This is a genomic window from Actinophytocola gossypii (assembly GCF_025165815.1).
GTDB lineage: Bacteria > Actinomycetota > Actinomycetes > Mycobacteriales > Pseudonocardiaceae > Actinophytocola > Actinophytocola gossypii.
Map to the genome: position 1 here is coordinate 19,984 of NZ_JAFFZE010000027.1, position 24,537 is coordinate 44,520.

22 protein-coding genes are annotated in these 24,537 nt (G+C 73.0%); 13 read left to right on the forward strand and 9 right to left on the reverse strand.

Annotated features, from left to right (window positions below; translation table 11 throughout):
* Positions 1 to 122 precede the first annotated feature (122 nt).
* The 6 genes from JT362_RS31735 to phoU all read left to right on the forward strand — a co-directional run bounded on the left by JT362_RS31735 (position 123) and on the right by phoU (position 6,628).
* Positions 123 to 941 (forward strand): DUF2382 domain-containing protein, encoded by an 819-nt coding sequence (locus tag JT362_RS31735; protein WP_260195567.1) that lies wholly within the window; start codon positions 123 to 125, stop codon positions 939 to 941.
* 508 nt (positions 942 to 1,449) lie between these two features.
* Positions 1,450 to 3,783: a phosphoketolase gene (locus tag JT362_RS31740; protein ID WP_260195568.1), complete on the forward strand. Its 2,334-nt coding sequence runs from the start codon at positions 1,450 to 1,452 to the stop codon at positions 3,781 to 3,783.
* Positions 3,780 to 4,892, forward strand: coding sequence for an acetate/propionate family kinase (locus JT362_RS31745; protein WP_260195569.1), 1,113 nt, complete (start codon positions 3,780 to 3,782; stop codon positions 4,890 to 4,892). Before JT362_RS31740 ends, JT362_RS31745 begins: the two co-directional genes overlap by 4 nt.
* A 108-nt stretch (positions 4,893 to 5,000) precedes the next feature.
* Positions 5,001 to 5,576, forward strand: coding sequence for a GTP-binding protein (locus JT362_RS31750; protein WP_260195570.1), 576 nt, complete (start codon positions 5,001 to 5,003; stop codon positions 5,574 to 5,576).
* Positions 5,577 to 5,756: 180 nt separating this feature from the next.
* Positions 5,757 to 5,912 carry a hypothetical protein gene (locus tag JT362_RS31755; protein WP_260195571.1) on the forward strand — a complete coding sequence of 52 codons (156 nt, stop codon included), beginning with the start codon at positions 5,757 to 5,759 and terminating at the stop codon, positions 5,910 to 5,912.
* Between the two features lie 71 nt (positions 5,913 to 5,983).
* Positions 5,984 to 6,628: a phosphate signaling complex protein PhoU gene (gene phoU, locus JT362_RS31760; RefSeq protein WP_260195572.1), complete on the forward strand. Its 645-nt coding sequence runs from the start codon at positions 5,984 to 5,986 to the stop codon at positions 6,626 to 6,628.
* A gap of 450 nt (positions 6,629 to 7,078) precedes the next feature.
* Here the strand turns inward: phoU and JT362_RS31765 are convergent, their stop codons facing one another.
* A complete protein-coding gene (locus JT362_RS31765) occupies positions 7,079 to 9,181 on the reverse strand; it encodes a M14 family zinc carboxypeptidase (protein WP_260195573.1) in 2,103 nt (700 codons plus the stop codon).
* 147 nt (positions 9,182 to 9,328) lie between these two features.
* Between JT362_RS31765 and JT362_RS31770 the strand changes: the two genes are divergently transcribed.
* Positions 9,329 to 10,330 carry a DUF742 domain-containing protein gene (locus JT362_RS31770; protein ID WP_260195574.1) on the forward strand — a complete coding sequence of 334 codons (1,002 nt, stop codon included), beginning with the start codon at positions 9,329 to 9,331 and terminating at the stop codon, positions 10,328 to 10,330.
* Here JT362_RS31770 and JT362_RS31775 read toward each other — a convergent pair.
* Entirely contained in the window at positions 10,327 to 12,060 is a 1,734-nt protein-coding gene (locus JT362_RS31775) for a discoidin domain-containing protein (RefSeq protein WP_260195575.1), read from the reverse strand. The two genes, JT362_RS31770 and JT362_RS31775, sit on opposite strands and share 4 nt — an antisense overlap.
* Positions 12,061 to 12,335: 275 nt before the next feature.
* Here JT362_RS31775 and JT362_RS31780 point away from each other — a divergent pair, with 275 nt between their 5' ends.
* The 4 genes from JT362_RS31780 to JT362_RS31795 are packed head-to-tail and all read left to right on the forward strand — an operon-like array spanning position 12,336 to position 15,557.
* Positions 12,336 to 13,205, forward strand: a complete 870-nt coding sequence (locus tag JT362_RS31780; protein ID WP_260195576.1) for a DUF1996 domain-containing protein — start codon at positions 12,336 to 12,338, stop codon at positions 13,203 to 13,205.
* Complete coding sequence (locus JT362_RS31785) at positions 13,202 to 13,774, forward strand: DUF305 domain-containing protein (RefSeq protein ID WP_260195577.1); 573 nt, start codon at positions 13,202 to 13,204, stop codon at positions 13,772 to 13,774. The genes JT362_RS31780 and JT362_RS31785 overlap by 4 nt, the downstream gene beginning before the upstream one ends.
* A 41-nt stretch (positions 13,775 to 13,815) precedes the next feature.
* Positions 13,816 to 14,817: a LacI family DNA-binding transcriptional regulator gene (locus JT362_RS31790; protein ID WP_260195578.1), complete on the forward strand. Its 1,002-nt coding sequence runs from the start codon at positions 13,816 to 13,818 to the stop codon at positions 14,815 to 14,817.
* Positions 14,814 to 15,557 (forward strand): GNAT family N-acetyltransferase, encoded by a 744-nt coding sequence (locus tag JT362_RS31795; protein WP_260195579.1) that lies wholly within the window; start codon positions 14,814 to 14,816, stop codon positions 15,555 to 15,557. Before JT362_RS31790 ends, JT362_RS31795 begins: the two co-directional genes overlap by 4 nt.
* Here JT362_RS31795 and JT362_RS31800 read toward each other — a convergent pair.
* From JT362_RS31800 to JT362_RS31815, 4 genes are read right to left on the reverse strand one after another with little or no spacing between them, the layout of a single operon-like run.
* Positions 15,523 to 15,903 (reverse strand): hypothetical protein, encoded by a 381-nt coding sequence (locus JT362_RS31800; protein ID WP_260195580.1) that lies wholly within the window; start codon positions 15,901 to 15,903, stop codon positions 15,523 to 15,525. The two genes, JT362_RS31795 and JT362_RS31800, sit on opposite strands and share 35 nt — an antisense overlap.
* The gene (locus JT362_RS31805; protein ID WP_260195581.1) at positions 15,900 to 16,604 is read right to left on the reverse strand and encodes an SDR family oxidoreductase; all 705 of its coding nucleotides are present in this window, start codon (positions 16,602 to 16,604) and stop codon (positions 15,900 to 15,902) included. Before JT362_RS31805 ends, JT362_RS31800 begins: the two co-directional genes overlap by 4 nt.
* A 3-nt stretch (positions 16,605 to 16,607) precedes the next feature.
* Entirely contained in the window at positions 16,608 to 17,504 is an 897-nt protein-coding gene (locus tag JT362_RS31810; RefSeq protein WP_260195582.1) for an RNA polymerase sigma-70 factor, read from the reverse strand.
* A 19-nt stretch (positions 17,505 to 17,523) separates the two neighbouring features.
* Positions 17,524 to 19,431 carry a SpoIIE family protein phosphatase gene (locus JT362_RS31815; protein ID WP_260195583.1) on the reverse strand — a complete coding sequence of 636 codons (1,908 nt, stop codon included), beginning with the start codon at positions 19,429 to 19,431 and terminating at the stop codon, positions 17,524 to 17,526.
* Positions 19,432 to 19,516: 85 nt separating this feature from the next.
* Here JT362_RS31815 and JT362_RS31820 point away from each other — a divergent pair, with 85 nt between their 5' ends.
* A complete protein-coding gene (locus JT362_RS31820) occupies positions 19,517 to 19,729 on the forward strand; it encodes a CDGSH iron-sulfur domain-containing protein (RefSeq protein WP_260195584.1) in 213 nt (70 codons plus the stop codon).
* Here JT362_RS31820 and JT362_RS31825 read toward each other — a convergent pair.
* From JT362_RS31825 to JT362_RS31835, 3 genes are all read right to left on the reverse strand, one after another.
* Positions 19,711 to 20,724, reverse strand: coding sequence for an iron-containing redox enzyme family protein (locus JT362_RS31825; protein WP_260195585.1), 1,014 nt, complete (start codon positions 20,722 to 20,724; stop codon positions 19,711 to 19,713). The genes JT362_RS31820 and JT362_RS31825 overlap by 19 nt on opposite strands.
* Entirely contained in the window at positions 20,708 to 21,802 is a 1,095-nt protein-coding gene (locus JT362_RS31830; protein ID WP_260195586.1) for a carboxylate-amine ligase, read from the reverse strand. Before JT362_RS31830 ends, JT362_RS31825 begins: the two co-directional genes overlap by 17 nt.
* Positions 21,803 to 22,031: 229 nt before the next feature.
* The gene (locus JT362_RS31835; RefSeq protein ID WP_260195587.1) at positions 22,032 to 23,030 is read right to left on the reverse strand and encodes a DNA topoisomerase IB; all 999 of its coding nucleotides are present in this window, start codon (positions 23,028 to 23,030) and stop codon (positions 22,032 to 22,034) included.
* Between the two features lie 54 nt (positions 23,031 to 23,084).
* On the opposite strand from JT362_RS31835, the gene JT362_RS31840 reads away from it, so the two are divergent.
* Positions 23,085 to 24,503, forward strand: coding sequence for a pyridoxal phosphate-dependent decarboxylase family protein (locus tag JT362_RS31840; protein WP_260195588.1), 1,419 nt, complete (start codon positions 23,085 to 23,087; stop codon positions 24,501 to 24,503).
* Positions 24,504 to 24,537 lie beyond the last annotated feature (34 nt).

The following is a 24,537-nucleotide window of genomic DNA, read 5'->3' on the forward strand; positions in this document are numbered from 1 at the left end:
TGAACGTATGTGGGGGTCCCCCGGTCGGGTGGCATGGGCCGCCCGTTCGCATAGCACCGTGCGGATCTGGGCATGTCGCGATGACACGCGACTGTCTAAAGAGGAGGAGCAGGTGATAAGCCATGATTGGCCAGGACATGGTGAACCGGCTGTACGACTGCCAGGTCGTCGACCCCGGGGGCGAACGGATCGGACCGGTCAAGCGGATCTGGCTGGACGGCCGGACGGGTGACCCCGTCTGGGCCTCGGTACACACGGGGATGTTCGGGCTGAAGGAGACCTTCGTCCCGCTGCAACGTGCGGAGCTGCACGAGGACCAGCTGCAGGTACCGGTGGACAAGGCGCAGGTCAAGGACGCCCCTCGGATCGACGCCGAGGGCGACCAGATGAGCGACGAGGAGCAGCGGACGCTCTACCGGTACTACGGCATGGGCGCGTCCGACGGCGACGGCCGGCACCGAACCGATGACCGTCGAGGTATGGGTCAGCAACCCGGTTCGGTACAGCGCTCGCCCTCGGGCCAACGCGACGACGGCCGGTGGGACGCGGACGACACGCGCGACGGCGAGAGCATGACGCGCGCCGAGGAGCGGTTGCGCGTCGGTACCGAGCAGGTGGAGGCCGGCCGGGTGCGCCTGGTCAAGCACGTGGTCACCGACGAGCAGCAGGTCTCGGTCCCGGTGTCCCACGAGGAGGTCCGCGTCGAACGCGAACCGGTCACCGACCCGCGCGGCACCGACACGAACATCTCCGAAGACGAGCAGGAAGTCCGCCTGCACGCCGAGAAACCGGTGGTGGGCAAGGAAACCGTGCCGATGGAACGGGTGCGGCTGACCAAGGACACCGTCACCGGCGAGGAAACCGTGTCCGACGAGGTCCGCAGGGAAGAGATCGACGTCGAGGACGACCGGGACGCCGGCCGCCGGCCGCCCACGAAGTGACCTCCGTTCACTGACCCCGGCGTCGTCTGGTTGAGGGGCATCACCGCATCCGTGGGCCCCTCAACCGACTCGGCGGTCGCCACTGGATACAGGTGATCGTGTCGGTAGCCCTCGCCTCACTCGTCCGCCTGCCTGGGTTGGGTGGGATCCGGCGTCGGGAACGGTGGGCGCGGATCGGGACCGGGCGGTGCCGGCGGCTGCGGCGGGTCGGTCGGCTGCGGATCCGGCCCCGGCACCGGCGGAACAGGACTCGGATCCGGTCCCGGACCCGGCGGAACCGGACTCGGATCCGGTGCGGGACCCGGCGGAACCGGACTCGGATCCGGTGCGGGACCCGGCGGAACCGGACTCGGATCCGGTGCGGGACCCGGCGGAACCGGACTCGGATCCGGTGCGGGACCCGGCGGAACGGGGTCCGGGGTCGGTGACGGGGTACTCATGCGGCGCGGGTGCCCGTCCGATCACCCACCGAAACGTGTGATCGCGGCACGAACGGGTAGTCACTGGCGTGACGACCAGCACCGACCCCCACACCGTCGCCACCGTCCGCTATCGGCGGGCCGCCGACTACCTCGCCGCCGCCATGATCTACCTGCGGGACAACGTGCTCCTTCGGGAACCGCTGCGGGCCGGGCACCTCAAGCCTCGGCTGCTCGGGCACTGGGGCACCTGTCCGGGCATCACGTTCCTCTACAGCGGGCTCAACGGCCTCGTCCGGCGCACCGGGCAGCGCACGCTCCTGGTCACCGGGCCGGGACACGGTGCTCCCGCCAACCACGCGAACCTCTGGCTGGAGGGCACCCACGCCCACTACGACCCCGCCCTGACCCGCGACGAACGCGGCCTCGCCGAGCTGGTCCGGCGGTTCTCCTGGCCGGGCGGCTTCCCCAGCCACCTCTCCCCCGAGGTCCCCGGTGTCGTCCACGAGGGCGGCGAGCTCGGCTACGCCCTGGCCACCGCCTTCGGGGCCGCGCTGGACGATCCGGGCCTCCTGGTCGCCTGCCTCGTCGGCGACGGCGAGGCGGAGACCGGCCCGACCGCGGGATCCTGGCAGGGCCACAAGTTCCTCGACCCCGCGACCTCCGGCGCCGTGCTCCCGGTCCTGCACCTCAACGGGTACAAGATCTCCTCCCCCACCGTCTACGGGTGCATGTCCGACGACGAGCTCACCGCCTACTTCCGGGGCTCCGGCTGGTCCCCGCACGTCGTCGACGTCACCGCCACCGACGACCCGGACGCCCTGCTCGCCGCGACCCTCGACCTCGCCCACGCCGAGTTCCGCGACGCCACCGCCGGCTACGCCCCACCGCTGATCCTCATGCGCAGCCCCAAGGGCTGGGGCGTCCCGGACCGCGACGCCGACGGCGAACCGCTCGCCGGCACCTTCCACGCCCACCAGGTGCCGCTGGAGGACACCGACCTCGACCTGATCGAGCGGTGGCTGCGCTCCTACCACCCCGAGGACCTCTTCGACGACGACGGGCGGCCGCACGACGACCTGCTCGCCGACCTGCCGCCCGAGCACCTGCGGCTCGGCCGGGTGCCGCAGGCCGACGGCGGCCGGCTGCGTCGTGACCTGCCGCTGCCCGACGTCGCGCCGTTCGCCACCGAGGTCACCGCGCCGGGCGAGCGGCAGGCGAGCCCGACCGGGCAGGCCGGCGAGTGGCTCGCCGAGCTGATGCGGGTCACCGAGGACCGGCGCGACTTCCGCGTGGTGTGTCCGGACGAGCTGGAGTCCAACAAGCTCGGCGCCGTCCTCGACGCCACCGATCGCGCGTTCGCCTGGCCGGTGCCGACCTACGCCGAGCACGTGGCGCCGGACGGACGGGTGCTGGAGGTGCTGTCCGAGCACCTGTGCCAGGGCTGGCTGCAGGGCTACCTGCTCACCGGCCGGCACGGGCTGTTCCCGTGCTACGAGGCCTTCGCGTCCATTGTGGACAGCATGGTCAACCAGTACGCCAAGTTCCTCAAGATGGCCGGCGAGGTCGCCTGGCGCGCCCCGGTCGCGAGCCTGAACTACCTGCTGACCAGCGAGGGCTGGCGCCAGGACCACAACGGCTACAGCCACCAGGGCCCCGGCTTCATCAACAACCTGCTGAGCAAGAAGGCCTCGGTCAGCCGCGTCTACCTCCCGCCGGACGCGAACACCCTGCTGGTCACGCTCCGCCGCTGCCTGTCCTCGACCGGCCGGATCAACCTCGTGGTCGCCGGGAAGAACAGCGCGGCCCAGTGGCTCCCGCTCGCCGACGCCGAGGAGCACTGCCGCGCGGGCGCCGGCGTGTGGGAGTGGGCGAGCAGCCATCCGGACCCGGTCGAACCGGACGTGGTGCTGGCCTGCGCGGGCGGCATCCCGACCGTCGAGACCCTGGCCGCGGCCTGGCTGCTGCGCGAACGCGCGCCGTGGCTGCGGGTGCGCGTGGTGAACGTCGTGGACCTCCTGGTGCTCAGCCGGCCACGCAGCCACCCGCACGGCATGAGCGACGACGGGTTCGCCGCCCTGTTCGGCACCAGCACGCCCGTCGTGTTCGGCTTCCACGGCTATCCGTCGGCCGTCCACGAACTGCTGCACGGCCGCCCGGACCCGGACCGGTTCCACGTGCACGGCTACCTCGAGGAGGGCACCACGACCACGCCGTTCGACCTGCTGGTCAGCAATGGCATGAGCCGCTACGACCTCGCCGCCGACGCGCTGCGCCGTGCGCCGAGCGCCGCGTCGGCCGGTGGCGAGCTGGCCGAGGCGCTGCTGCGCGAGCGCGACGAGCTGCGCGCCATGGCCTACCGCGACGGCGTCGATCCGCCGGAGATCACCGACTGGCGCTGGACACCGGGAGACGCGCGGTGACCTTGCTGACCGTCAACCCCGGCTCGGGCAGCCTCAAGGCGCACCTGGTCGACCCGGCCGCCGAGACCGTCGAGCACGCCGCCGAGGTCGAGCACCCGCCGGACTCCGACGAGGCGTGGCGGGAACTCGACGAGCTGCTCGACCGCGCGGGCGACCTCGACGCCGTCGGGCACCGGCTGGTCCACGGCGGCCCGGACCTGCGCGCACCCACGATCGTCGACGGTGTGGACGGCGACGTGCGCCGCGCGATCGAGCGCGCCACCTCGCTCGCGCCGCTGCACCTGCCGGCCACCCTGGCGTTGCTGGACCGGCTCGTCGAGCGGCTGCCGGAGGTGCCGCACGTGGTGTGCCCGGACACCGCGTTCCACCGGGACCTGCCGGAGCACGCGGCGACCTACGCGCTGCCCACGGACTGGCGCGAGGCCTTCGACCTGCGCCGCTACGGCTTCCACGGCCTGTCCTACCGCTGGGCGCTGGACCGGGTCGCCGGCGTGCTCGACCGCCCGGCCGGCGAGTTGCAGGTGCTGCTCGCCCACCTCGGCGGCGGCTGCTCGGTGTGCGCGGTGCGCGACGGGCGCAGCGTCGACACCTCGATGGGGCTGACCCCGCTGGAGGGCCTGGTCATGTCGAAGCGCTCCGGCTCGGTCGATCCCGGGCTGTTGCTGTGGCTGCTGCGCGAGACCGACCTGGACGCCGCCGCGCTCGACGACGGCCTCAACCACCGGTCCGGCCTGCTCGGCCTGTCCGACGGTCGCTCGCCGGACACTCGTGACCTGGTCGCGGCCGCGGGCGACGACCACGCCGCCGCGCTCGCGCTGCGGGTGTTCGGCCACCACGCCCGCCGGGGGCTCGCCGCGGCGGCGACCAGCCTGGACCGGATCGACGCGCTGGTGTTCACCGGCGAGATCGGCTGGGACCAGCCGGAGGTGCGGACCGAGGTGGCGGCCGGGCTCGGGCTGTTCGGGGTGCCGCGCCACCTGTCCGGCAACCGGGACGACGACGGCCCGGTGAGCCCGCCGGGAGCCGAGGTCCCGGTCGTCGTGGTCCGCCCGAGGGAGGAGCTGCAGGTCTGCCGGGACACGATGTCGGCGATCAACGGGATTTCCTGAGTTTCCACAATCCGTTGTTTCTTACCCGATCAGGTGACAATTCTTGACACTCTGAGTAAATATCCGATTGGCTCCCGCGCGGGGGAAGACTCACCGAAAGGGTCCTCTGTGGACTACACGCACGACGACTCCGGTGCTACCGCGGCGAAGATCGTGGTGGCCGGCGGTTTCGGGGTCGGCAAGACGACGTTCATCGCCTCGGTGTCGGACATCGAGCCGCTGCGCTCCGAGGCGGCGATGACCACCGCCGGCGTCGGCATCGACGAGATCGCCGCGGTGCCCGACAAGGAGTCCACCACCGTCGCCATGGACTTCGGTCGAATCCGGCTGGGCGACGACCTCGTGCTGTACGTGTTCGGCACCCCGGGCCAGCACCGGTTCTGGTTCATGTGGGACGACATCGTGCACGGGGCGATCGCGGCCGTCGTGCTGATCGACACCCGCCGCCTCGCCGACTGCTTCGCCGCCATCGACTACTTCGAGAGCCGGGGCGTGCCGTTCCTGGTGGCGGTCAACCAGTTCGAGGGCGCGCACCGGTTCCGCCAGGAGGACATCCGCGACGCACTGGCCCTGCCGCCCGGCGTCCAGGTGATCGAGTGCGACGCCCGGTCCCCGGAGGAGGCGCGACGGGTGCTCATCGCGGCCAGCGAGTACGCGCTGTCGCTGCTCGGTGCGTCACAGTGAGTAGTTCTCGGAATTCCTGCGTGTAACCGGATCGTGGACGGGTATCCGATGTCGCCCGGAACTTTTCGACCACGCGAGGTGAGTTCGATGCCCCGTCCCCCCGACAACGCCCCCTTATGCGGTTCGCTGGTCACGTTCTTGCTGCGGGACAAGGACGGCGAACGGTTCAGGGTCGGCGAAGTGACCGGCCCGGTCGAGCCGGACCCGCAGACGGGCGAGACCTGGATCGGCGTGCGCATCTGGCACGCACCACCGGAACGGATGCTGAACCTGATCCCGCTCACCGCGGTGCTGAACATCTCCCCGCCCGGCGACCGGGACCACGACGCCGCCTGACCAGCAGGTCGCGGTTGGTATCCTGACATGTCTAGCTGGTTAACAGGACATGAACACGAGGGGTGCGACCCATGCGAGAGCTTTTCCAGACGGAGTTGGACGCCCTCCGCGAGCAGCTCGGCGACATGTGCGCACAGGCGGCCGAGGCCATGCGGGCGGCGACCAGGGCGGTGCTGACCGCCGACGGGGAGCTGGCCGCACGCGTGGTCGCCGCGGACGCCGAACTCGACGTCGCCCGCGACCGGTGCGACGACACCGCCCAGCGGTTGCTCGCGCTCCAGGCACCGGTGGCCGGTGACCTTCGGCTCGTGCTGACCGCGGTGCACTGCTCGGACAAGATCGAGCGGATGGGTGACCTGGCCGCGCACATCGCCGACACCGCGCGGATCCGTCAGCCGGAGCGGGTCGTGCCGGCCGAGCTGACCGACGCGTTCACCGCCCTCGGCACCATCACCGCCGCGATGGCCGACCGTCTCGTGGAACTCATCCGGGACCCGGGCAAGGGCGGTTTCGCCGAGCTGAACGAGACCGACCAGGACGTCGACGCACGACACGTGGGCGTGCTCGAGACGATCACCCGCGAGGACTGGCCGCACGGCATCCCGTCGGCGACGTCGCTCGCGTTGCTGGTCAGGTACTACGAGCGGTTCGCCGACCAGGCGGTGTCGGTCGCCAAGCGGCTGGACTTCGTGGTCACGGGCGTGATGGCGGCCTAGACCGTCCACACAGGACTCTCGCGGGACACTACGAAAGTTGGGACCGCCGGCCGGTGGTTGGGGGGTTCCGACCGGCCGGCGGTTCTGGTCGCCGGCGCAACAGGCTGGACCGCGTCAGCGGTGGCTGGGGGTTTCGCACCGCCGGAATGTCCGACCCGTTCCTGGCTCAGGCGGCGACCAACTGTTACAACGGTTCGAGCGCCGGATCCGTTTCCGTTACGGGACGTGCTGTCGGTCACGCGGAGTGCATGCCACCCTCAGACGCCGCGAACCAGCTCGTAGTCCCCGACCTGGATCCAGCCGTACGGCGGCCCGTCGAAGACCCAGACCTCACCGCTGGCGCTCGAAACGCCGCCGTCGGCGCAGCTCACCTCGTCGGCCCGTGGAGGCTGGAGCAGTGAACCGGCGGAACCGGCGGCGAAAGCTCCGCCGCCGGTTCCGGTGATCGGGTCAGCTCGTCTGTTGCTGGTGGTCGCGGGCGACCCGGAGCAGTTCGATCAGGCCCGCGGCGTACTCCTGGGACTCGGCGTGTGCCTCGGGGAACGGGGGCTGGAAGCCGACGCCTTCCCACTCCCCCGTCTCCGGGTTCCAGCGGTCGTTGCCGACCTCGAAGTCCCACGCGTAGATGCCCAGCTCGTAGTACAGCTGGTCGGCGGAGTTGCCGGCCGCCGAGTACAGGACGTCGGCCACCGGACCGGTGCGGGACGGCCAGGTCACCGTGCCCCGGCTGGACGCGATCGCGCCGACGATCCGCTTCGCGGACGCCTGGAACATCGCCGCCTCCTCGGGTGACGGGCGCGGGAGGGTGATCCGGCCGGGCATCGCGTACGCACCGGGCGGCCACATGAAGTACCCGCCATAGCTGTGCACGTTCATCGCGAACTTGATGTTCCGGTGCGCCTCGGCGAGGGCGATCACGTTCTCCGCCTCGGCCTCGGACAGTTCCTCGGTGCCCGCGTAGGTACCGGACAGGCAGTTCGTGTTCGACGCGCCGACGTAGCCGTCGAAGACCGAGCCGACGGTGTAGTTGCGGTTGATGTCCACACCCCACGAGTCGGCATAGCGCGGGTCGCGGCGCTCGTCGGTGCAGTGGTTCGACAGGTTCTTCCGTTGGAAGGACGCGTCGTGGAACGAGTAGTTCGCGCCGTCCGGGTTCACCATCGGGATGACGAACACGTCGACGTTCTCCAGCAGGTCCCGGGTCTCCGCGTCCGTGTCGTAGTTCGCCAGCAGGCGCTCGGCGAACTCCAGGGTCACCAACGGGGTCGCCCACTCCCGCGCGTGCTCCTGGGAGTACGCGAGCACGCCGATCTTGGAACCGTCCCGGTGCGCGCCGATCCGCAGTGCCTGCACGGTCCACGGCTTGTGCGGCACGCCGGCGGGGGCGTCCAGGCCGTCGGACATCCGCACCGGGCCGGTCACGGGCATCACCTGGCCCGCCGAGCCGTCCTCGACGAACGCGCTGATCCGCTGCGGGAAACGGGCGCTGATCAGGGCGGCCACCTGGTCGGTCGTGCTGATCACCGCACCCTCGCGGTCGGTGGCCAGCGACACGGTCAGCACGCGGTCGCGCCACGTCGCCCGGGCGGGGCGGTTCGGCTTGCCTGGGTCGACGGTGCGCACCTGCCAGCCGTTCGGGCCCTGGTCACCGAAGCGGACCGACTCCACCACGACGGCGGCGGTGGCCGGGTCACCCAGGTACGCGGTCGCGGTGCGCCGGTAGCCCTGGGTCTTGTTCGGCAGGTCGATGACCTCCAGCAGGTCCGGGTACTGCCGCGCCAGCCGCGCGATCCGGGCCTTGATGTCCACCGGCGTCATGTACGCGTCGACGAAGTCCTTCTGGTACCCGTCCGGCAGCTCCGGCGGGCTGTCCCCTGGCCACGCGGCCGGCGCCTTCGGCCTGGTCTCCCCACCCAGGCTCGACGTCGCGGTCACCTCGACCGGCTTCGCGGGCAGCGCCTCCGGTTCGGCGATGTGGTACTGGTACTCGCCGGCGTCCTCGAACCGCCGCAGCGGGAACGAGCCGGTCGTGCCGTCGGCGGTCCGCCACGTCACGGTGATCTCCACGTCCGGGTCGAACACCGCGGTCGTGGCCACCCTGGTCTCCAGGAACGTCTGGCCCTCGCTGGTCCACCAGTACGCCGACAGGAACTGCAGGGTGTCCGCGCGCTGGGCGGCGAGTGTCCTGGCCTCCGCCGACGCCACGCTGCGCTGGTAGCGCTGCGCGGCGTCCGACTCGCGCTGGATCAGCTGCAGCGGAGTGGCGCCCTCGGCGACCAGCTGGTCCATCGCCCGGCCGTCGAGCACCAGGTCGGCGAGGACGCGGCCGTCGGCGTCGCGGCCGTGCGCGGCGACGTCGGCGCCGCTCGCGACCAGCTGGTGCAGCATCGACTCGCCCGGTAACTCGAAGCGCACCAGCGCCAGTTCGTCGGCGGCGACGACGATCCCCTTGCCCGGCGGCGCCGCGTTCGCCGGCATCGTGCTGACCCCGAGTGCGGCGGTGCACAGCAAGGTGACCGCGGCTGCCGCGTTTCCCCATCTACGTCGTGACATGGGCGCCTCCCAGGCGGACGGTGTGAACGAGGAAATCCTTCCCCAGTTCGTTGAAAAGGCAAGAAGTTTCTCCCTGTGCAACGAACCCGTACACGCGGAGCGGCGGCTGAACGCGGGAACCGGCACGGACGTTGTAAGTTGCCAGTCGTGAGCGCCCCTGGTGGCAAACCGGAGTCGGGCGAAGTGTGGGACGCGACGTGGCTCGAGTTCCACAACGCCTGGCGGCCACGGCTGCGCGCCTTCCTCACCTCGATCTGCGACCGCGACCCCGACCTCGTCGACGACATCCTGCGCGCTAGCCTGCTCCGGCACCGCTGCCGCTGGGCCACGCTCGACGACCTCGACTACGCCCACGTCGAGCTGTTCGCCATCGTGCTGGAGCAGGTGCAGGCGTTCCGCGGCCAGGTCTCCCGCACCCCCCGGCGGTCCGCGACCGTGGTGCTGCACGACCTGCTGGAGCTGCAGGTCGGCGAGATCGCGGCGATCCAGCGTTCCACCGACCACGTCGTGCGCATGCACCTCGCACTCGGTCACCGCGACCCGGACTACTCGGGCGGGTTCACCCTGCCCGCCGAGGAGGCGCCGGACGTCGACCACGGCGTCGAGCTGCTGCACACCGCCTACGAGCGGCTCGACCTCCCGCTGCCGGCTGCCGCCGACGACGACCCGGAGACCGACTACGCGCTGGGGTTGGTGTGCGAGCAGCGCGGCGACCTGCGCGGGGCGGCGCTGTGCTTCCAGCGGGCGACCGCGCACGACTTCGAGGACGCGGTAAACCGGTTCACCTCGGTGGTGGCGCAGCTGCGGCTGCCCAGCCGGGGCCGGCACGCGCGGCACGCCCTGATCGAGCCGGAGCCGCCGGTCGACCCCGACCGGCTGGCGATCGAGGCGCTGGTGCTGACCAGCGAGGACGGCCACGCCGTGGCCGACACCCTGCCCGCCGAGCAGCGGGCGATCTGCGGGTTGTGCCGGGAGTCGCGGGCGGTGGCGGAGGTCGCGGCCCGGCTGAACCTGCCGCTGGACGTGGCCCGCGCACTGGTCGGCGACCTCGCCGTCGGCGGCCTCGTCATCGTGCACGAGACCGTCGGCGCCGACGGCCCACCCGTCGACCTACTGGAACGCGTCCTGGCCGGCCTGCGAACGCCCTAGCGGTACACGCGGACGTAGTCGATCAGCATGTCCTGCGGGAGGACGGTGCCTGGGCCGGGCGGGCCGGGCCAGTCGCCGCCGACCGCGTTGTTCAGGATCAGGAAGAACGGGTGGTCGAAGACCCACGGGCCGCGGGTCTGTTCGAGGGTGTCCCGGTCGACGGTGTGGAACGGGTTGCCGTCGACGAAGAACGTCAGGTGCTCGGCGTCCCACTCGACCGCGAACACGTGGAACGCGGCGTTCGCGGGCTCGCCGAGGTCGAGCGCGGCGCCCTCACCGCCGGCGCCGAAGTAGGCCGGCGCGTGCAGGGTCGAGTGCACCAGGTTCGGTTCCCGGCCGATGTGTTCCATGATGTCGATCTCGCCGCTCGCCGGCCACGGGACGCCGTCGAAGAAGTTCGCGCCCAGCATCCAGAACGCCGGCCACAGGCCCGGGGTGGACGACACCTTGATCCGCGCCTCGACCCGGCCGTAGGTCGTCTCGAACTTGCCGGCCGTGGTGATCCGGCCCGAGGTGTACTGGCAGGTCGTCGAGCCGCCGCTGTTCGGGTCCGGGGGGCAGGCCGAGCCGGGGGTGACCTCGCGCCGCGCCTGGATGACCAGGTTCCCGGCGCCGTCCATCCTGGCGTTCTCGTTGTCGGTGTAGTACTGCAGCTCGTTGTTCACCCCGGGGCCGGTCTCCGGGGTCCACTTCGCCGGGTCGGGCGTGGCGCCGTTGGGACCGTTGAACTCGTCGCTCCACACGAGACGGTCGAAGTCCGGCGCGGGTGGCGCGGGCGGCGGGGGCGTCGGCGCGCCGCCGGTGCCGTAGACCTGGAACTCCCACAGCGAGTACCCGTAGCCGTTCGAGCGCTCGGTGCCGTACATCCGCACGTACCGGCCGGTGCCGGACACGCTCACGGTCTCCTTGAAGCCGCCGCCCTCGGTGGTCGAGTGGACGGTCCGCCAGGTCGCGTTGTCGTCGGATACCTGGAGTTCGTAGGACACCGCGTACGCGGGATCCCACTGCAGCACGACGGTGTCGATGGTCGCGGTGGCGCCGAGGTCGACGGTGATCCAGCCCGGGTCGACCCAGCCGTCGGTCGAGCTGGTCGCCCAGCGGGTGGCCGGGTCGAGGTCGGTGGCCTTGTCCGGGGTGCAGCCGCCGCAGGCACCGTCGTCCTGGAACGTGGACGCGGTGGCCGGTTTCCGGTACGACAACAGGCCGCCCTGCCCCGGGTCGGGGCCGCCGCCGTCGACGGTGCCGAAGACCTGGAACTCCCACAGCGAGTACCCGTACTGGGTGGCCCGGGTGGTCAGGTGCAGCCGGACGTACCGGCCGGTGCCGGTGACCGGCAGCACCTGGTCGCCACCGGCCGAGGTCGTCGTCGAGTACACGGTGGACCACGAGGACGCGTCGCCGGAGACCTGGACGGTGAACGCGCGCCCGTAGGCGGCCTCCCAGGACAGGCGGACCTCGTCGATGGTGGCGGTGGCGCCCAGGTCCACCTGGATCCACTGCGGGTCGGCGAACCCGCTCGACCAGCGGGTGCCGGCGTCGCCGTCCACGGCGGCGGAACCGGGGAAGGCGGCCGACTCGGTCGAGGACACGGTGACCGGGCGGTTCTGGGACAACAGTTCGCCGGCCGCGGCGGCCGGGGTGGCGGAACCCACGGCCTGGACCAGGGGGACAGCGAGCGCGGCGGCCAGGACGAACGGGAGTAAGCGACGGCGGGAGGGAACCGGACTCATGCGTGCTCCTTCGCACGCCGCGGCGCGGGAGCCGGCGGCGTGACACGAACAAGGGGAGGCAGGGGCGTGAGAGCGCTCTCTCCGGACAGAGAGTGCCTTTCGGGCTACCTGCTGTCAAGGACAGGGCCTTGTGGCGCAACGGGTTGCGACGAACGGCCGCTGTTTGTTCTCGTCGGGAACAAAGGCGTTGACCCGTGGTGTGAGCCACGTCATGCTGAGTTGTGAGAGCGCTCTCTCAGTGCCCTGCAAAACCTGAGAGCTCGAGGGAGTCTTCGATGACGAAGCACAGACCCAGCCGGCGCGCCCTCACCAAGATCGGGTTGGTGGTCGCCCTCGTCGCCGGCGCGGTGGTGAGCGGCGGCATCACCGGCGAGGCGAAACGGGCCGACGCGGTGATCCGCGTGGCCGAGTTCCCGGCCGACTGCCAGCTCAGCCACCGCCTGCCGGACGACCCGATCGTGTTCCCCGGACTGCCGGGGGCGTCGCACTCGCACGACTTCTTCGGCAACCACGCCACCGACGCGCACTCCGACTACGACGAGCTGAACAGCTCCACCGGCAACTGCGACCCGGCCGAGGACATCTCCTCCTACTGGGTGCCGACGCTGTTCCGGCACGACCAGCCGGTGGTGCCGACCGGCATCACGTTCTACTACCTCGGCGAGGGCGTGAACAACCCGGCCGCCACCCAGCCGACCCCGGTCGGCCTCAAGATCGTCGCCGGCAACGCGATGGCCACCGGCGACCACGACAGCATCGCCAGATGGTCCTGCCTGCACGCCGGGCACGTGCCGCCGTCGAAGAACTTCGTGCACTGCCCGTCCGGCACGCAGCTGGAGACCTACCTGGACTTCCCGCAGTGCTGGAACGGCCGCGACCTCGACTCGGCCGACCACAAGAGCCACATGGCCTACCCGGTCGGCGGCAACTGCCCGTCGACGCACCCGGTGCAGGTGCCCAAGCTGCGCATGGTGCTGCGGTACCCGGTCAACGGCGACCCGTCCGCGTTCCGGCTGGCGTCCGGGGACGGGCGGACCATGCACGGCGACTTCATCAACGTCTGGCCCGCGGCGGAGATGGAGCGGCGGGTGCGGGACTGCATCCGACCGGTGATCAAGTGTGGTCACGACGGGCGTCCCCTGTGACGACCCTGCGCCTGTTCGTGATCGTCCTGCTGGCCACGGGCCTCGCCGCCTGTGGCCAGCAGGCCTCCGCTCCCCCGGCCGCACCTCCGTCCGGTCAGCCGGCCCGGCCGGTGTCCTCGGCGCCGCCCGGCGGGTTCGGGGTCACCGAGCAGGCGTTCGTGCAGCTCGCGATCGCGACCGACGACCAGGCGGTGAAGCTGCTCGACCTGGGGGCGGCGCGGGTGGCCGAACCGACGCTCCGCGACCTCGCGAGCGACCTCGCCGCCGCTCGCCGCGACGAGCTGACCGCACTGCACGGGCTGCTCGACTCGGCGTCGATCCCCTACGAGAACCTGCACCAGGGCCACGACATGCCGGGGATGCCGACCGAGCCCGAGCTGGCGGCACTGCGCACGTCGGCGGACTTCGACGCGGAGTTCGCCCGGCTGGTGCGCGCCCACCTGACCGAGTCGACGACGGTGGCGCGCTCCGCCGCCGAGCAGGTGACCCACGCCGGAACGAAGGCGGTGGCAACGGGAATGGTCGACGAGCGGAGGGCGGCGCTGGCGCGGCTGGACGGACTCGGCTGACCAGCACGTCCCGGCCGGCGCGCGCGGGTATAAAGAATGCCGTGCCCCGCTCCTCGTCGAAACGCGTCACGCTCGAGGAGGTGGCCAGGGTCGCCGGGGTGTCCCGGGCGACCGCGTCGCGCGTGGTGAACGGCGTGACCACGGTCGACGAGACGATCCGGGCCGCGGTGCGGCGGGCGATCGAGGACACCGGCTACGTGCCGAACCCGGCCGCGCGGGCGCTGGTGACCCGCCGGGCGGACGCCGTCGCGCTGGTGCTGCCCGAGGAGTCCCGCCTGCTCGGCGACCCGTTCTTCGGCCAGGTGGTGCGGGGCGTGATGACGGTACTCGGTCCGAGCGGCGTGCACCTGGTGCTGATGACGATGGACGCGAACACCCGCGACCAGGTGCTCGGCGACCTGCGGCGCGGCCGGCTGGACGGGGTGGTGCTGATCCACACCGACCGGGCGGACCCGCTGCCCCGGCTGCTGATCGAGGAACGGCACCCGGTGGTGGTGTCGTCCCGCCCGGTGGTGCCGCTGCCGGTGACCTACGTGGACGTGGACCAGCCGGCGGGTGGCGCCCTCGCGGCGCGGCACCTGGCTTCGCTGCGGCGGAACCGGATCGTGACGATCGCCGGGCCGCAGCACACCACCGCGGGCCAGGACCGGCTGATCGGCTTCCGGGACGCCCTCGGCGACCCGGACCTGCCGTGGGTGGAGGGCGACTTCACCCGGGAGAGCGGCGCGGTCGGCATGGCGCAGCTGCTGCGCGCGCACCCCGGCCTGGACGCCGTGTTCGCGGCGTCGGACCTGATGGCGCAGGGGGCGCTGGCGGTGCTGCGGGAGTCGGGCCGGTCGGTGCCGGCGGACGTGGCGGTGGTCGGCTTCGACGACAGCAGCGCCGCGCTGGCCTGCGACCCGCCGCTCACGACCGTGCGGCAACCCGTCGAGGACATGGCCGCGGAGATGGCCCGGCTGCTGCTGCGTCAGGTCGACGACCCGGACACGCCGGTCACCGCCTCGGTCTTCCCGCCGACGCTGGTGCACCGGGGGTCCGCGTGACGGGCCTGGTGCTGGAGCTGCAGGAGCGGGCGGCGCGGGCGCTCCCGGCCGAGCGCGTCGAGCAGGCGGGCGGATGGTGGCTGCGGTACGCGCCCGGCTGCTCCTGGTGGGTGGGCACGGTGCTGCCGCACGGGGACGGCGACCTGGCCCGCGCCGAGGCGTTCTACGCGGGACTCGGCGCGACCGCCCGGTTCCAGGTCAGCCCGGCGGGCCCGCCGTGGCTCGACCCCGTCCTCGCGGAACGCGGCTACGAACGCGGCGGCACGATGTCGCTGCGGGTGGCCCCGACCGAGCGGGTCGCGGCGCTGCCCGGCGCGAACGTCCTGGTGGACGACGGCCCGACGCGGGCGTGGTTCGACGTCTGGCACGCCGTGCACGACGGCGCACCCGGCGAGTGGGACCTGCTCGGGCGCGTCACCCGGCCCTCCGGGTTCGCCCGGCTCGTGGTCGGGGGTGAGGTCGTCGCGGTGGGGCGGGCGGTCGCCGACGCGGGATGGGCGGGGGTGTTCGGGATGGCCACCCTGCCCGGCGCACGGGGGCACGGCGCGGGCACGGCGGTGCTCGCGGCGCTCGCCGGCTGGGCGGCCGCGCGCGGGGTCGGGCGGATGTACCTGCAGGTGGAGCGGGACAACGGCCCGGCGTCGCGGCTCTACGACCGGGCCGGGTTCCGTGAGCTGTGCGGGTACCACTACCGCGGCGCACCGGTCACGCCCGCGGGGTCCGCCGCACGCGGCGGGTGACCAGCAGCAGCGCGGGCAGCAGGACGGGGACGCCGAGCGCGGCCACGAGCGCCGCGGACTGCCCCGCGGGGAGCTGACCGGCGAAGCCGATGTGGATGGCGAGGTGCAGGGTGCTGTGCACCAGGTACACCCACAGCGCGGGCACCACCACCGCGCGGCGGAACACCGCGATCGTGAGCAGCACCGCCATGGCCAGGTTCATCGCGCCGTAGTCCAGCAGCAGGTGTCCGTTGTACGGCAGGTGCAGGTGCACCCACGGGTTCGCGTAGAACGACCTCGGCGCGAGCAGCATCCAGCCGCCCACCACGGCCTGGACCAGCGCCAGGAACGCCAGGCCCGCCCTCACCTCTGGTCCTCGAGGTACTGCTCGAAGGTGATCGTGCCGGCCTTCTCCGCCAGGTTCGCGCCGGTACGGTAGCCGCGGATCACCTTGCCGGGCAACGGGATCGGCAGCAGCGGGCGGCGGGTGTATGCGCGGGCCAGGTCGCGCAGCCGGCGGACCTCCGGGCCGCCGAAGTCGGGCACCCGTCCGGCCGGGCCACCGGCCGCCAGCTCGATCAGGCGGGCCGCCACGTCCCGGACGTCGACCGGCTGGAACCGGGTGCCGGCCGGCAGGAGCAGTGCCGGCGACCACCGCTGGAGGGTGAACAACCGCAGCACCAGGTCGTGGAACTGGGTCGCGCGCAGCACCGTCCACGGCAGACCAGACGACGCCAGCATCCGCTCCACCGCGAGCTTCGTCCGGTAGTAGGGCAACGGGATGGTGTCCACGCCCACGATGGACGCGAACACGACGTGCGGGCGGCCGGCTCCCCGCGCGGCGTCGACGAGGTTCGCGGCGTGCGTCAGGTCGTGCCGGCGCAGGGAGGTCGCGCAGTGCACGACGGTCTCCACACCGGCCAGGGCGGCGGGCAGGCCGGCACCGGTGCGCAGGTCGCCGCGGGTGTCGCCGCGGCGGCTCAGTACCCGTGGTGTGTGGCCGGCCGCGCGCAACCCGGTCACGACGGCGCGGCCGAGGGTTCCGGTGCCTCCGGTAACGAGGATCATGCCCTAACGACTGGGCAGCGCCACCGAACGTGACAGCTGGCCGCCCAGGTACGCCAGTTTGTCCGGGTTCGCCACGATGTGCAGTGCCGTCACCCGGTCGCCGGCCACGTCCAGCACCATCGCCCCGACCAGGGCGTCCCCGGCCAGGGCGAGGACCGCGGGCGCTCCGTTGACCTCGGCGAAGGTCGTCGTCACGCCTAGGCGGGCGAGCCAGGTGCCGGACACGCCGGACAGGTAGCGGGCCACCTTCGCCCGGCCGGACACCGGCCTGCGCGCCGTGTTGAGCCGGCCGTCGCTGTCGGCCACCGAGGTCGCCTCCTCGGCCAGCAGCCGCTCCAGCGCCGGCAGGTCGCCGTCGGCCGCGGCGCGCAGGAACCGGTCGACCAGCGCCCGCCAGCCCGCGCGGTCGACCGGGCGCACGCCTGGCCGGGCGATGCGCCGGCGGGCCCGGCTGTGCACCTGCCGGCAGTTCTCCTCGCTCAGCGAGACGATGCCGGCGATCTCGCGGTGCGGGTAGCCGAACGCCTCGCGCAGCACGAACACCGCCCGCTCCACCGGCGTCAGCTTCTCCATCAGCAGCAACAGACCCATCGACACCTGCTCGCGCCGCTCGGCGGTGTCCATCGGGCCGAGCACCGCGCCGTCGGTGAGTACCGGCTCCGGCAGCCACGGGCCGACGTAGGTCTCGCGGCGCGCGCGGGCCGAGGTCAGCCGGGTCAGGCACAGGTTGGTGACCACCGTCGTCAGCCACGCGCCGGGGTTGTCGATGGTGGACCGGTCGGCGCCGCGCCAGCGCAGGTAGGCGTCCTGCACCGCGTCCTCGGCCTCGGTCGCCGCGCCGAGCAGGCGGTAGGCCAGGCCGAACAGGCGTGGACGCTGCTCGGCGAACTCGTCGGCCACCTTGCCTCCCAGGCCGTGTTCAGTCGTGTGGCAGGGCCACCGTAGCCAGGACGTGTTGGGCCACGGTGCCGGGCGGGGCGTGCAGCCGCTGCCCGGCGGCCTGGTGGACCAGCTCGTACAGCACCTGCACCCCCGCGCTCGCCAGGTGCGTCACCCTGGACAGGTCCACCACCACCGGCGTCGTCCCGCCGTGGCTCGCCCTGGTCAGCTCGGCGCGCAGCGCCGGGGCGGTGTCGACGTCGATCGCGCCGCGCACGGCCAGCCTCGGCTCCGGGCCGGGCAGCAGGTCGGTGCCGAACGGTTCCGGGCGGTGGGCGGCGCGGCGCTCGGGGGCGATCGTGGTCAGCAGTCGCGCCGGACGAGTGAGCCGGTGCCCGACCACGACGGTGGTGCCGTGCTCGCGGCGGTCGATCCGCAGCTCGTCGACGAAGGCCTCGGCCAGCACCAGACCGTTGCCGCGCAACGGGTTCGCCGGCGTCTCCCGCCATCGGCCCCGGTCGGCGACGCTCACGCACACCTCGCCGGTGCGTTCCTGCACCGCCCGCACCGCGACCGTCCGGTGCGGGTGTTCGCTCGGGTAGGCGTGCTCCACCGCGTTGGTGACCAGCTCGCCCACCGCGTGCTGCAACGCGAGCAGGTCGTCGGTGTCCGCGCGCACCGCGAACAGCCAGTGGTCCAGCTCCGACCGCACCTCCCGCACCGCCCGCGGCTCGGCGGGCAGCTCGAGCTCCAGCACCGGCGGCGGCGGAACCCGCTCCACCGCGAGCAACGTGATGTCGTCGCGGTAGCCGGTGCCCCGGATCAGCACCTCGACCGTCTGCTCGCACACCCGCTCCACCGTCTCCAGTGGCGCGCCCTTCGGCAGCACCCGGTTCATCGCGGCGTCCGCGGCCACCTGCGCCAGCTCGACCGTGCTTTGGGCCGGCTCGCGCCCCGGCCGCTCGACGATGCCGTCGCTGTAGAGCAGCAGCACCTCGCCCGCGGCCAGCGTTCCGGTCTCGAGCCGCACGGTCGAGCCGGTGGCCAGCGGTCCGCTTCCGGTGGGGGGCAGGTACCGGCCGACGCCGTCCGCGGACACCAGCAGCGGCGGCGGGTGTCCGGCCGTGCAGTAGGCCAGCTCGCCGGTGCCCACGTCCAGCGCCGCGACGCACAGGGTCGCGCCGCGGGCGCCGGGCAGCCCGGCCGCGTACCGTTCGACGGCGCGCAACGCGTCGGCCGGCTCGGCGCCGGCGCCGAGCCGCTCCCGCAGCACCGTGCGGAGCTGACCCATCACCGCCGACGCGGCCACCCCGTGCCCCACCACGTCGCCGACCACCAGCGCGATCCGCCCGTCCGGCAGCGGCACCGCGTCGAACCAGTCGCCGCCGGCCGCGCAGTCCTGCTCGGCCAGCAGGTAGCGGGCGGCCAGGCGCACGCCGGGCAGCAGCGGCAGGTCGGTCGGCAGCAGTGCCCGCTGCACGGTGGGGACCTCGGTCCGCGCGTGTTCGTGGCGCTCGGCGAGGTCGGCGGACTCGGCTTCCGCGGCCCGCCGCGCCAGGACCGGTTCGGTGACGTCCATGCCGAACACGAGCACACCGCGGATCCGGCCGTCCGCGTGCCGCCAGGGGGTGTACGACAGGTGTACGAACACCTCCTGTCGGGTCCCGGCCGCGGTCTCGACCCGCATCCGGACCTCGGGTGCCTGGAACGGCCGGCCCGTGCGGTACACCCCCTCGACCTGCTCGATCAGCTGTTGACCGGCCAGGTCGAACAGTGCCTCGCGGGCGGGGCGGCCGATCACCTCGCGGTTGTCGAGCATCGCTCTGGCGGTCGCGTTCATCGCGGCGATCCGGCAGTCCGGGCCGGCGAAGACCGCGACGAGGCCGAGTCCCTGTTCGAAGCCCGCGAGTGCGGCTTCCCTGTCCCCCAGCGGTTCGTGATCAGTCATGTGCACTCCCGCGGTGACCCTTTCACGTGACCCGGTGGATCGCACGGCGGCGTTTGCGCCGGCCGCACGGAGGTAGTACCCCGGCGTGAACGATCCAACAGTGCGCCGGCGGGTCCGAGTCGCACCCGACGGACCGGTGCTCGTGGAGGGTCCGGTGGAGCTGGTCGGCGCCGACGGGAAGACCGTCGTGGCCGACCGGTTCGTGGTCGCGGTCTGTACCTGCCGGCGCAGCAAGCGCTATCCGCTGTGCGACACCAGCCACCGCAAGCGGGTCCGCGATCAGCCCGGCCCCGGGTGAGCCGGCAGCGGACGCAGCAGTGAGCTCCGGCCCGCTCGCCACGAGCCGAGCAGGTGCTCGCCGAGCCGGCCCTCGAGGTACTCGGTGGCCCGCACGCCGAAGACCACGTCCCCGGCCAGCTCCGGCTCGCCGGCGAGCAGGTCGCCGACCACGTCGTGGCGCAGCACCTGCTCGTGCACGGCGTCCGCCTCGACGTGCTCGGTGAAGAAGTGCGTGGTGCGTTCGGTGCCGCCGAGCCGGGTCAGCGCCGCCGCGAGCCGCTGCGCGCTCGGCGCGGTGGTGATCTCGGCTGCGGCGAAGTGGCCGACCATCGCGCCGCGCGAGCCCCGGTGCAGGCCGAGCATGGACATCAGGTTCACGATCGCGATCTGCGGCGCCGGCACGTCGTCGAACCAGTGCAGGTACCCGGAGTCCAGGCCGGAGGCGTCCAGCAGGTCGGCGTAGAGCTGCGCGTGCACCCGGTCGGCGTGCCCGCCGCCGTACTCGTCGAACTCCACCGCGACCAGCGCGGCCTTCGCCCGCCCGCGCAGTCGGGGGATCAGCCAGGCGTGCGGGTCGGCCTCCTTGAGGTGGTACACCGACCGGTGCACGAGGTACTCGCGCAGCTGCCACCACTCCCCCTCGTCGCGCAGGAAGTGCGACACGCCGGTGCCCGGCACGTGCTCCACCAGCAGCCCGTCGAGGACGCCGTCGACGTCGTCATCACCGTCACCGTCCTCGACCGCGTCCCGCAGCGCGCCGTGGAACACCCGCTCCAGCTCGCGGCGCGCGGAGAGCAGTCCTGGCTCCCACTCCCAGGCTGGGTCGACCGAGGCGAAGCCGCGGTAGTGCAGTTCATAGCAGGTGTGCAGGGCGACCGCGAGGTCCGCGCCGAACGGGTCGGCGTCGTGCACCGGCAGCGACACCGGCCCCGGTTCGGCCGCCAACGCGTCGACGACCGCTTCGGAGAGCGGGCCGCGCGGTCGCGGCAACCGTCCACTATCGACTGAGCGCATGCGCTTCTCCCGTTGTCCGCGAGGTTCTCGCCAGCATCCGCACCACCGCGAGCGGGTCACCGAGCGCGCGCTGACGTCGCGCGCCGGTGCGGTGGTTGGCCAGCAGGGACTCCACCATGGCCAGGTCGCCCGCCTCCTCGAGCGCGTCGTGGACGGTCCCGACCAGGTCGGCGACCAGCTCGGTCGCCGGGACCCGCACGGCCAGGTACGGGTGCACGCCGGGGCCGTCCAGCCCGTACCGCGCGGCCGACCACAGCGCGGCCGCGGCGACCTGGTCGTCCAGTTCGGGGGCCGGGCGGCCGAGCGCGAGGTCGGCGAGCGCGGTGTGCACCAGCGCGCGGGACAGCGCGGCCTGCAGCACCGCGCCCTCGGGGTCGACGGAGACGTCCGCCACCCGGAACTCGACCGTCGGCAGCGACGGGGACGGGCGTACCAGCCAGAACGTCATCGCCTCGTCGAGCAGTACGCCGGCCGACACCAGCCGCGCGACCCGGGTGGCGTGGGCGCGCGCCGAACCGAACCGAGGCGGCACGCCGGAGCCGGGGAACCGGGACTGCGTCATCATCCGCCAGCTGGCGAAGCCGGTGTCCCGGCCGTCGCACAGCGGCGAGTTCGCCGACAGCGCGAGCAGCGTCGGCAGCCACGGCCGCACGTGGTCGGTGACGGCGACCGCGGTCTCCTGGTCCGGCACGCAGACGTGCACGTGACAACCGCACGCCTGGTAGTCGGCTGCCACCGCCGCGTAGCGGTCGGCGATGGCGGCGAACCGCTCCCCCGGCGCGATCTCGACGTCGCCGCCGAGCGGGGCCATGCCGCTCGGCACCACCAGCAGCTCGCCCGCGGCGGTCGCCAGCTGGCGGCGGGCGTGTACCAGCTGGTCGGCGAGCTCGGACAGCGAGTGGCAGATCCCGGTGGCCGCCTCGACCTGGGTGGCCAGCAGTTCCGCGTGCAGTCTGGCGTCGCGGGCGGCCATCGGCAGCCCGCGCGCGTTCGCCAGCACCCGATCGGCCGCCGGCACCGTGCGGCCCGTGGCCGGATCGGCGAGCAGGAACTCCTCCTCGACACCGACCGTCGTCATGGCGGCGGTATAGCCGTAACACCGTGCCCGCAAACGCGAGAACAGGGGTGTGGTGACCGGTCCGCGGGGTACCCGTCGGCCGGAAAGAGGAGAGACGTCATGACCGTACACGCGCGTCAGTTCGCCCGGCAGTGCCGCGAGCGCATGGCCACTCAGGACGAGGAACCCCAGCCAGGCCTCGAGGACGACCTCCAGTGCCCCGAAGGTGACCTTCAGGGCACCGACGAGGTCAGTCCAGCAGCCGAATGACCGCCTTCTCGATGGCGCCGCGCAGCTCGTCGTCGGCCAGGCCGTCCAGGTCCGCCAGGCCGGTGAGCGTCTCGCCGCGCTCCCAGGCGGCGATCACCCGGGGATCCACGTAGGACCGGCGGGCCACCGCGGGCGTGTTGCCGAGCTGTTCGGCCACCTCCCGCATCACCGCCTTCTCCGCCCGCGTCCTGCCCCGTGCCGACGTCGGCGTCTCCATGCCCGCGAACGCCACCGCCGCCAGGACGGTGGCGTGCCAGGTACGCAGGTCCTTGGCGGTGAAGTCCGCACCGGTCAGCGACCGCAGCCGCTCGTTGACGTCCTCGGCGTGCACGTCCCGCCGCTCCCGACCGTCCCGATAGGACAGCAGCCGGTCGTCGCCGGCCCTGCCTCGGCGCAGCGCGGTCACCAGCGCGGCCAGCGCGCCGTCGCGGATGCGCACCCGCCGCTCTACGCCGCCCTTCGCCGGGTAGTCGAACCGGACCTCGCCGCCCCGCACGCGGACGTCGCCGCACAGCAGGGTCGCCACGCCCCGGGTGCCGTTGTCGTTGGCGTACTCCTCGCCGCCGGTGCGGAACACGCCCCGGTCGAGCATCCGCAACGCGCCCGCGACCACCCGTTCCCGCCCGAGCCCCGAGGCGGACAGGTCGGCGTCGACCGCGGCCCGCAGGTCGGGCAGCCCGCGTGCCAGCTCCACCACCCGCCGGTGCTTCTCCTGGTCACGGCGCGCCCGCCACTGCTCGTGGTAGAGGTACTGGCGGCGGCCCGCGTCGTCCACGCCGACCGCCTGGATGTGGCCGTTCGGGTACGGGCAGATCCACACGTCCCGCCACGCCGGCGGGATGGCCAGGCCGCGAATCCGGTCCAGGATCTCCTGGTCGGCCACCGGGTCGCCGGTCCGCTCGTCCAGGTAGGAGAACCCCCGGCCGCGCCGCCGCCGCCGAATCCCCTTGCCCGACATGTTGCTCCGCCGCAGCCGCATACCCGAGGGGCTACCCCACTCCGGCGCTCGGTGAACCCGGGCAGAATGGTGCGCATGGATCCGCTGACCGAACGGTCGCTCGCCGGCCCGCTGCTCGACACCGTGGCGAAGGCCGCGACCCCGTACCTGTCCGACCTGGACGAGCGGCGCGTCGCCGACCCGGCGGGCACGCCGCTGCTCGCGGAGCTGCCGGGGCCGCTGCCCGAGGACGGACTCGGCGGCACCGACACGATCGAGGAGCTGCTGCGGGTCGGCACCGCGGCCGCCACCCACTCGTCCGGGCCGCGGTTCTTCCACTTCGTCGTGGGCGGTGCCACCCCGGCGGCCGCCGCGGGCGACTGGGTGACGTCCCTGCTCGACCAGGCCGCCGGGCTGTGGACCGCCTCGCCGCTGGCCGCCACGCTGGAGACGGTCGCGCTCGACTGGCTCAAGGACCTGGTCGGGCTGCCGGCGGAGTGGGGCGGCGTGCTCACGCCGAGCGCCACGTTCGCCAACCTCACCGGCCTCGCCGCCGCCCGGCACTGGTGGGCCGGGAAGCACGGGCGGGACGTCACCGCGGACGGCCTCGCCGGACTGCCCGCCATGCCCGTGCTCGCCGGCGGCTACGTGCACCCGAGCGTGCGCAAGGCACTGCAGATCCTCGGCGTCGGGCGGGACACGATCCGCGTGTTCAGCCGCGACGACGCCGGCCGGGTCGACCTCGACGCGATGGAGCGTGCCCTGGCCTCGTTGGACGGCCCGGCGGTGATCGTGGGCTGCGCCGGCGAGGTCAACACCGGCGACTTCGACCCGATCGACGCGATGGCCGACCTGGCCGAGCGGTACGGGTGCTGGCTGCACGTCGACGGCGCGTTCGGCCTGTTCGCCGCGGTGTCGCCGCGCACCGAGCACCTGGTGCGCGGGGTGGACCGCGCGCACTCGGTGGCCGCCGACGCGCACAAGTGGCTCAACGTGCCGTACGAGAGCGGGTTCGCGTTCGTCCGCGACCCGAGAGCGCTGCACGAGACGTTCGGCGCCTGGGGCGTGCCGTACCTGGCGTCGATGGACGAGCGGCAGATCGACTACAACCAGTTCGGCCCGGAGTCGTCGAGGCGGGCCCGCGCCATGCCGATCTGGGCGACGCTGCGGGCGTACGGGCGAGCCGGGCACCGGGCGATGGTCGAGCGCCACCTCGACGTGGCGGAGCACCTGGGCCGCCTCGTCGAGGCCGCCCCCGACCTGGAACTGCTCGCGCCGGTGCGGCTGTGCGTGGTCTGCTTCCGGTACCGCCCACCCGGCGTCCCGGAGGACCGCCTCGACGAGCTGAACGCCGCACTCGGCCGCGCTCTGCTCGCCGACGGCCGCGTGTACGCCGGTACCACCGTCTACAGAGGACAACGAGCCCTACGCGCGGCGATCGTCAACTGGCGCACCACCGAGGCCGACGTCGAGCTGCTCTTCGACGTGGTCCGCGAGCTGGGGGCGCGTACGTGATCATCACCCGGCCGGCGGCTACCCCGGTCGGTCC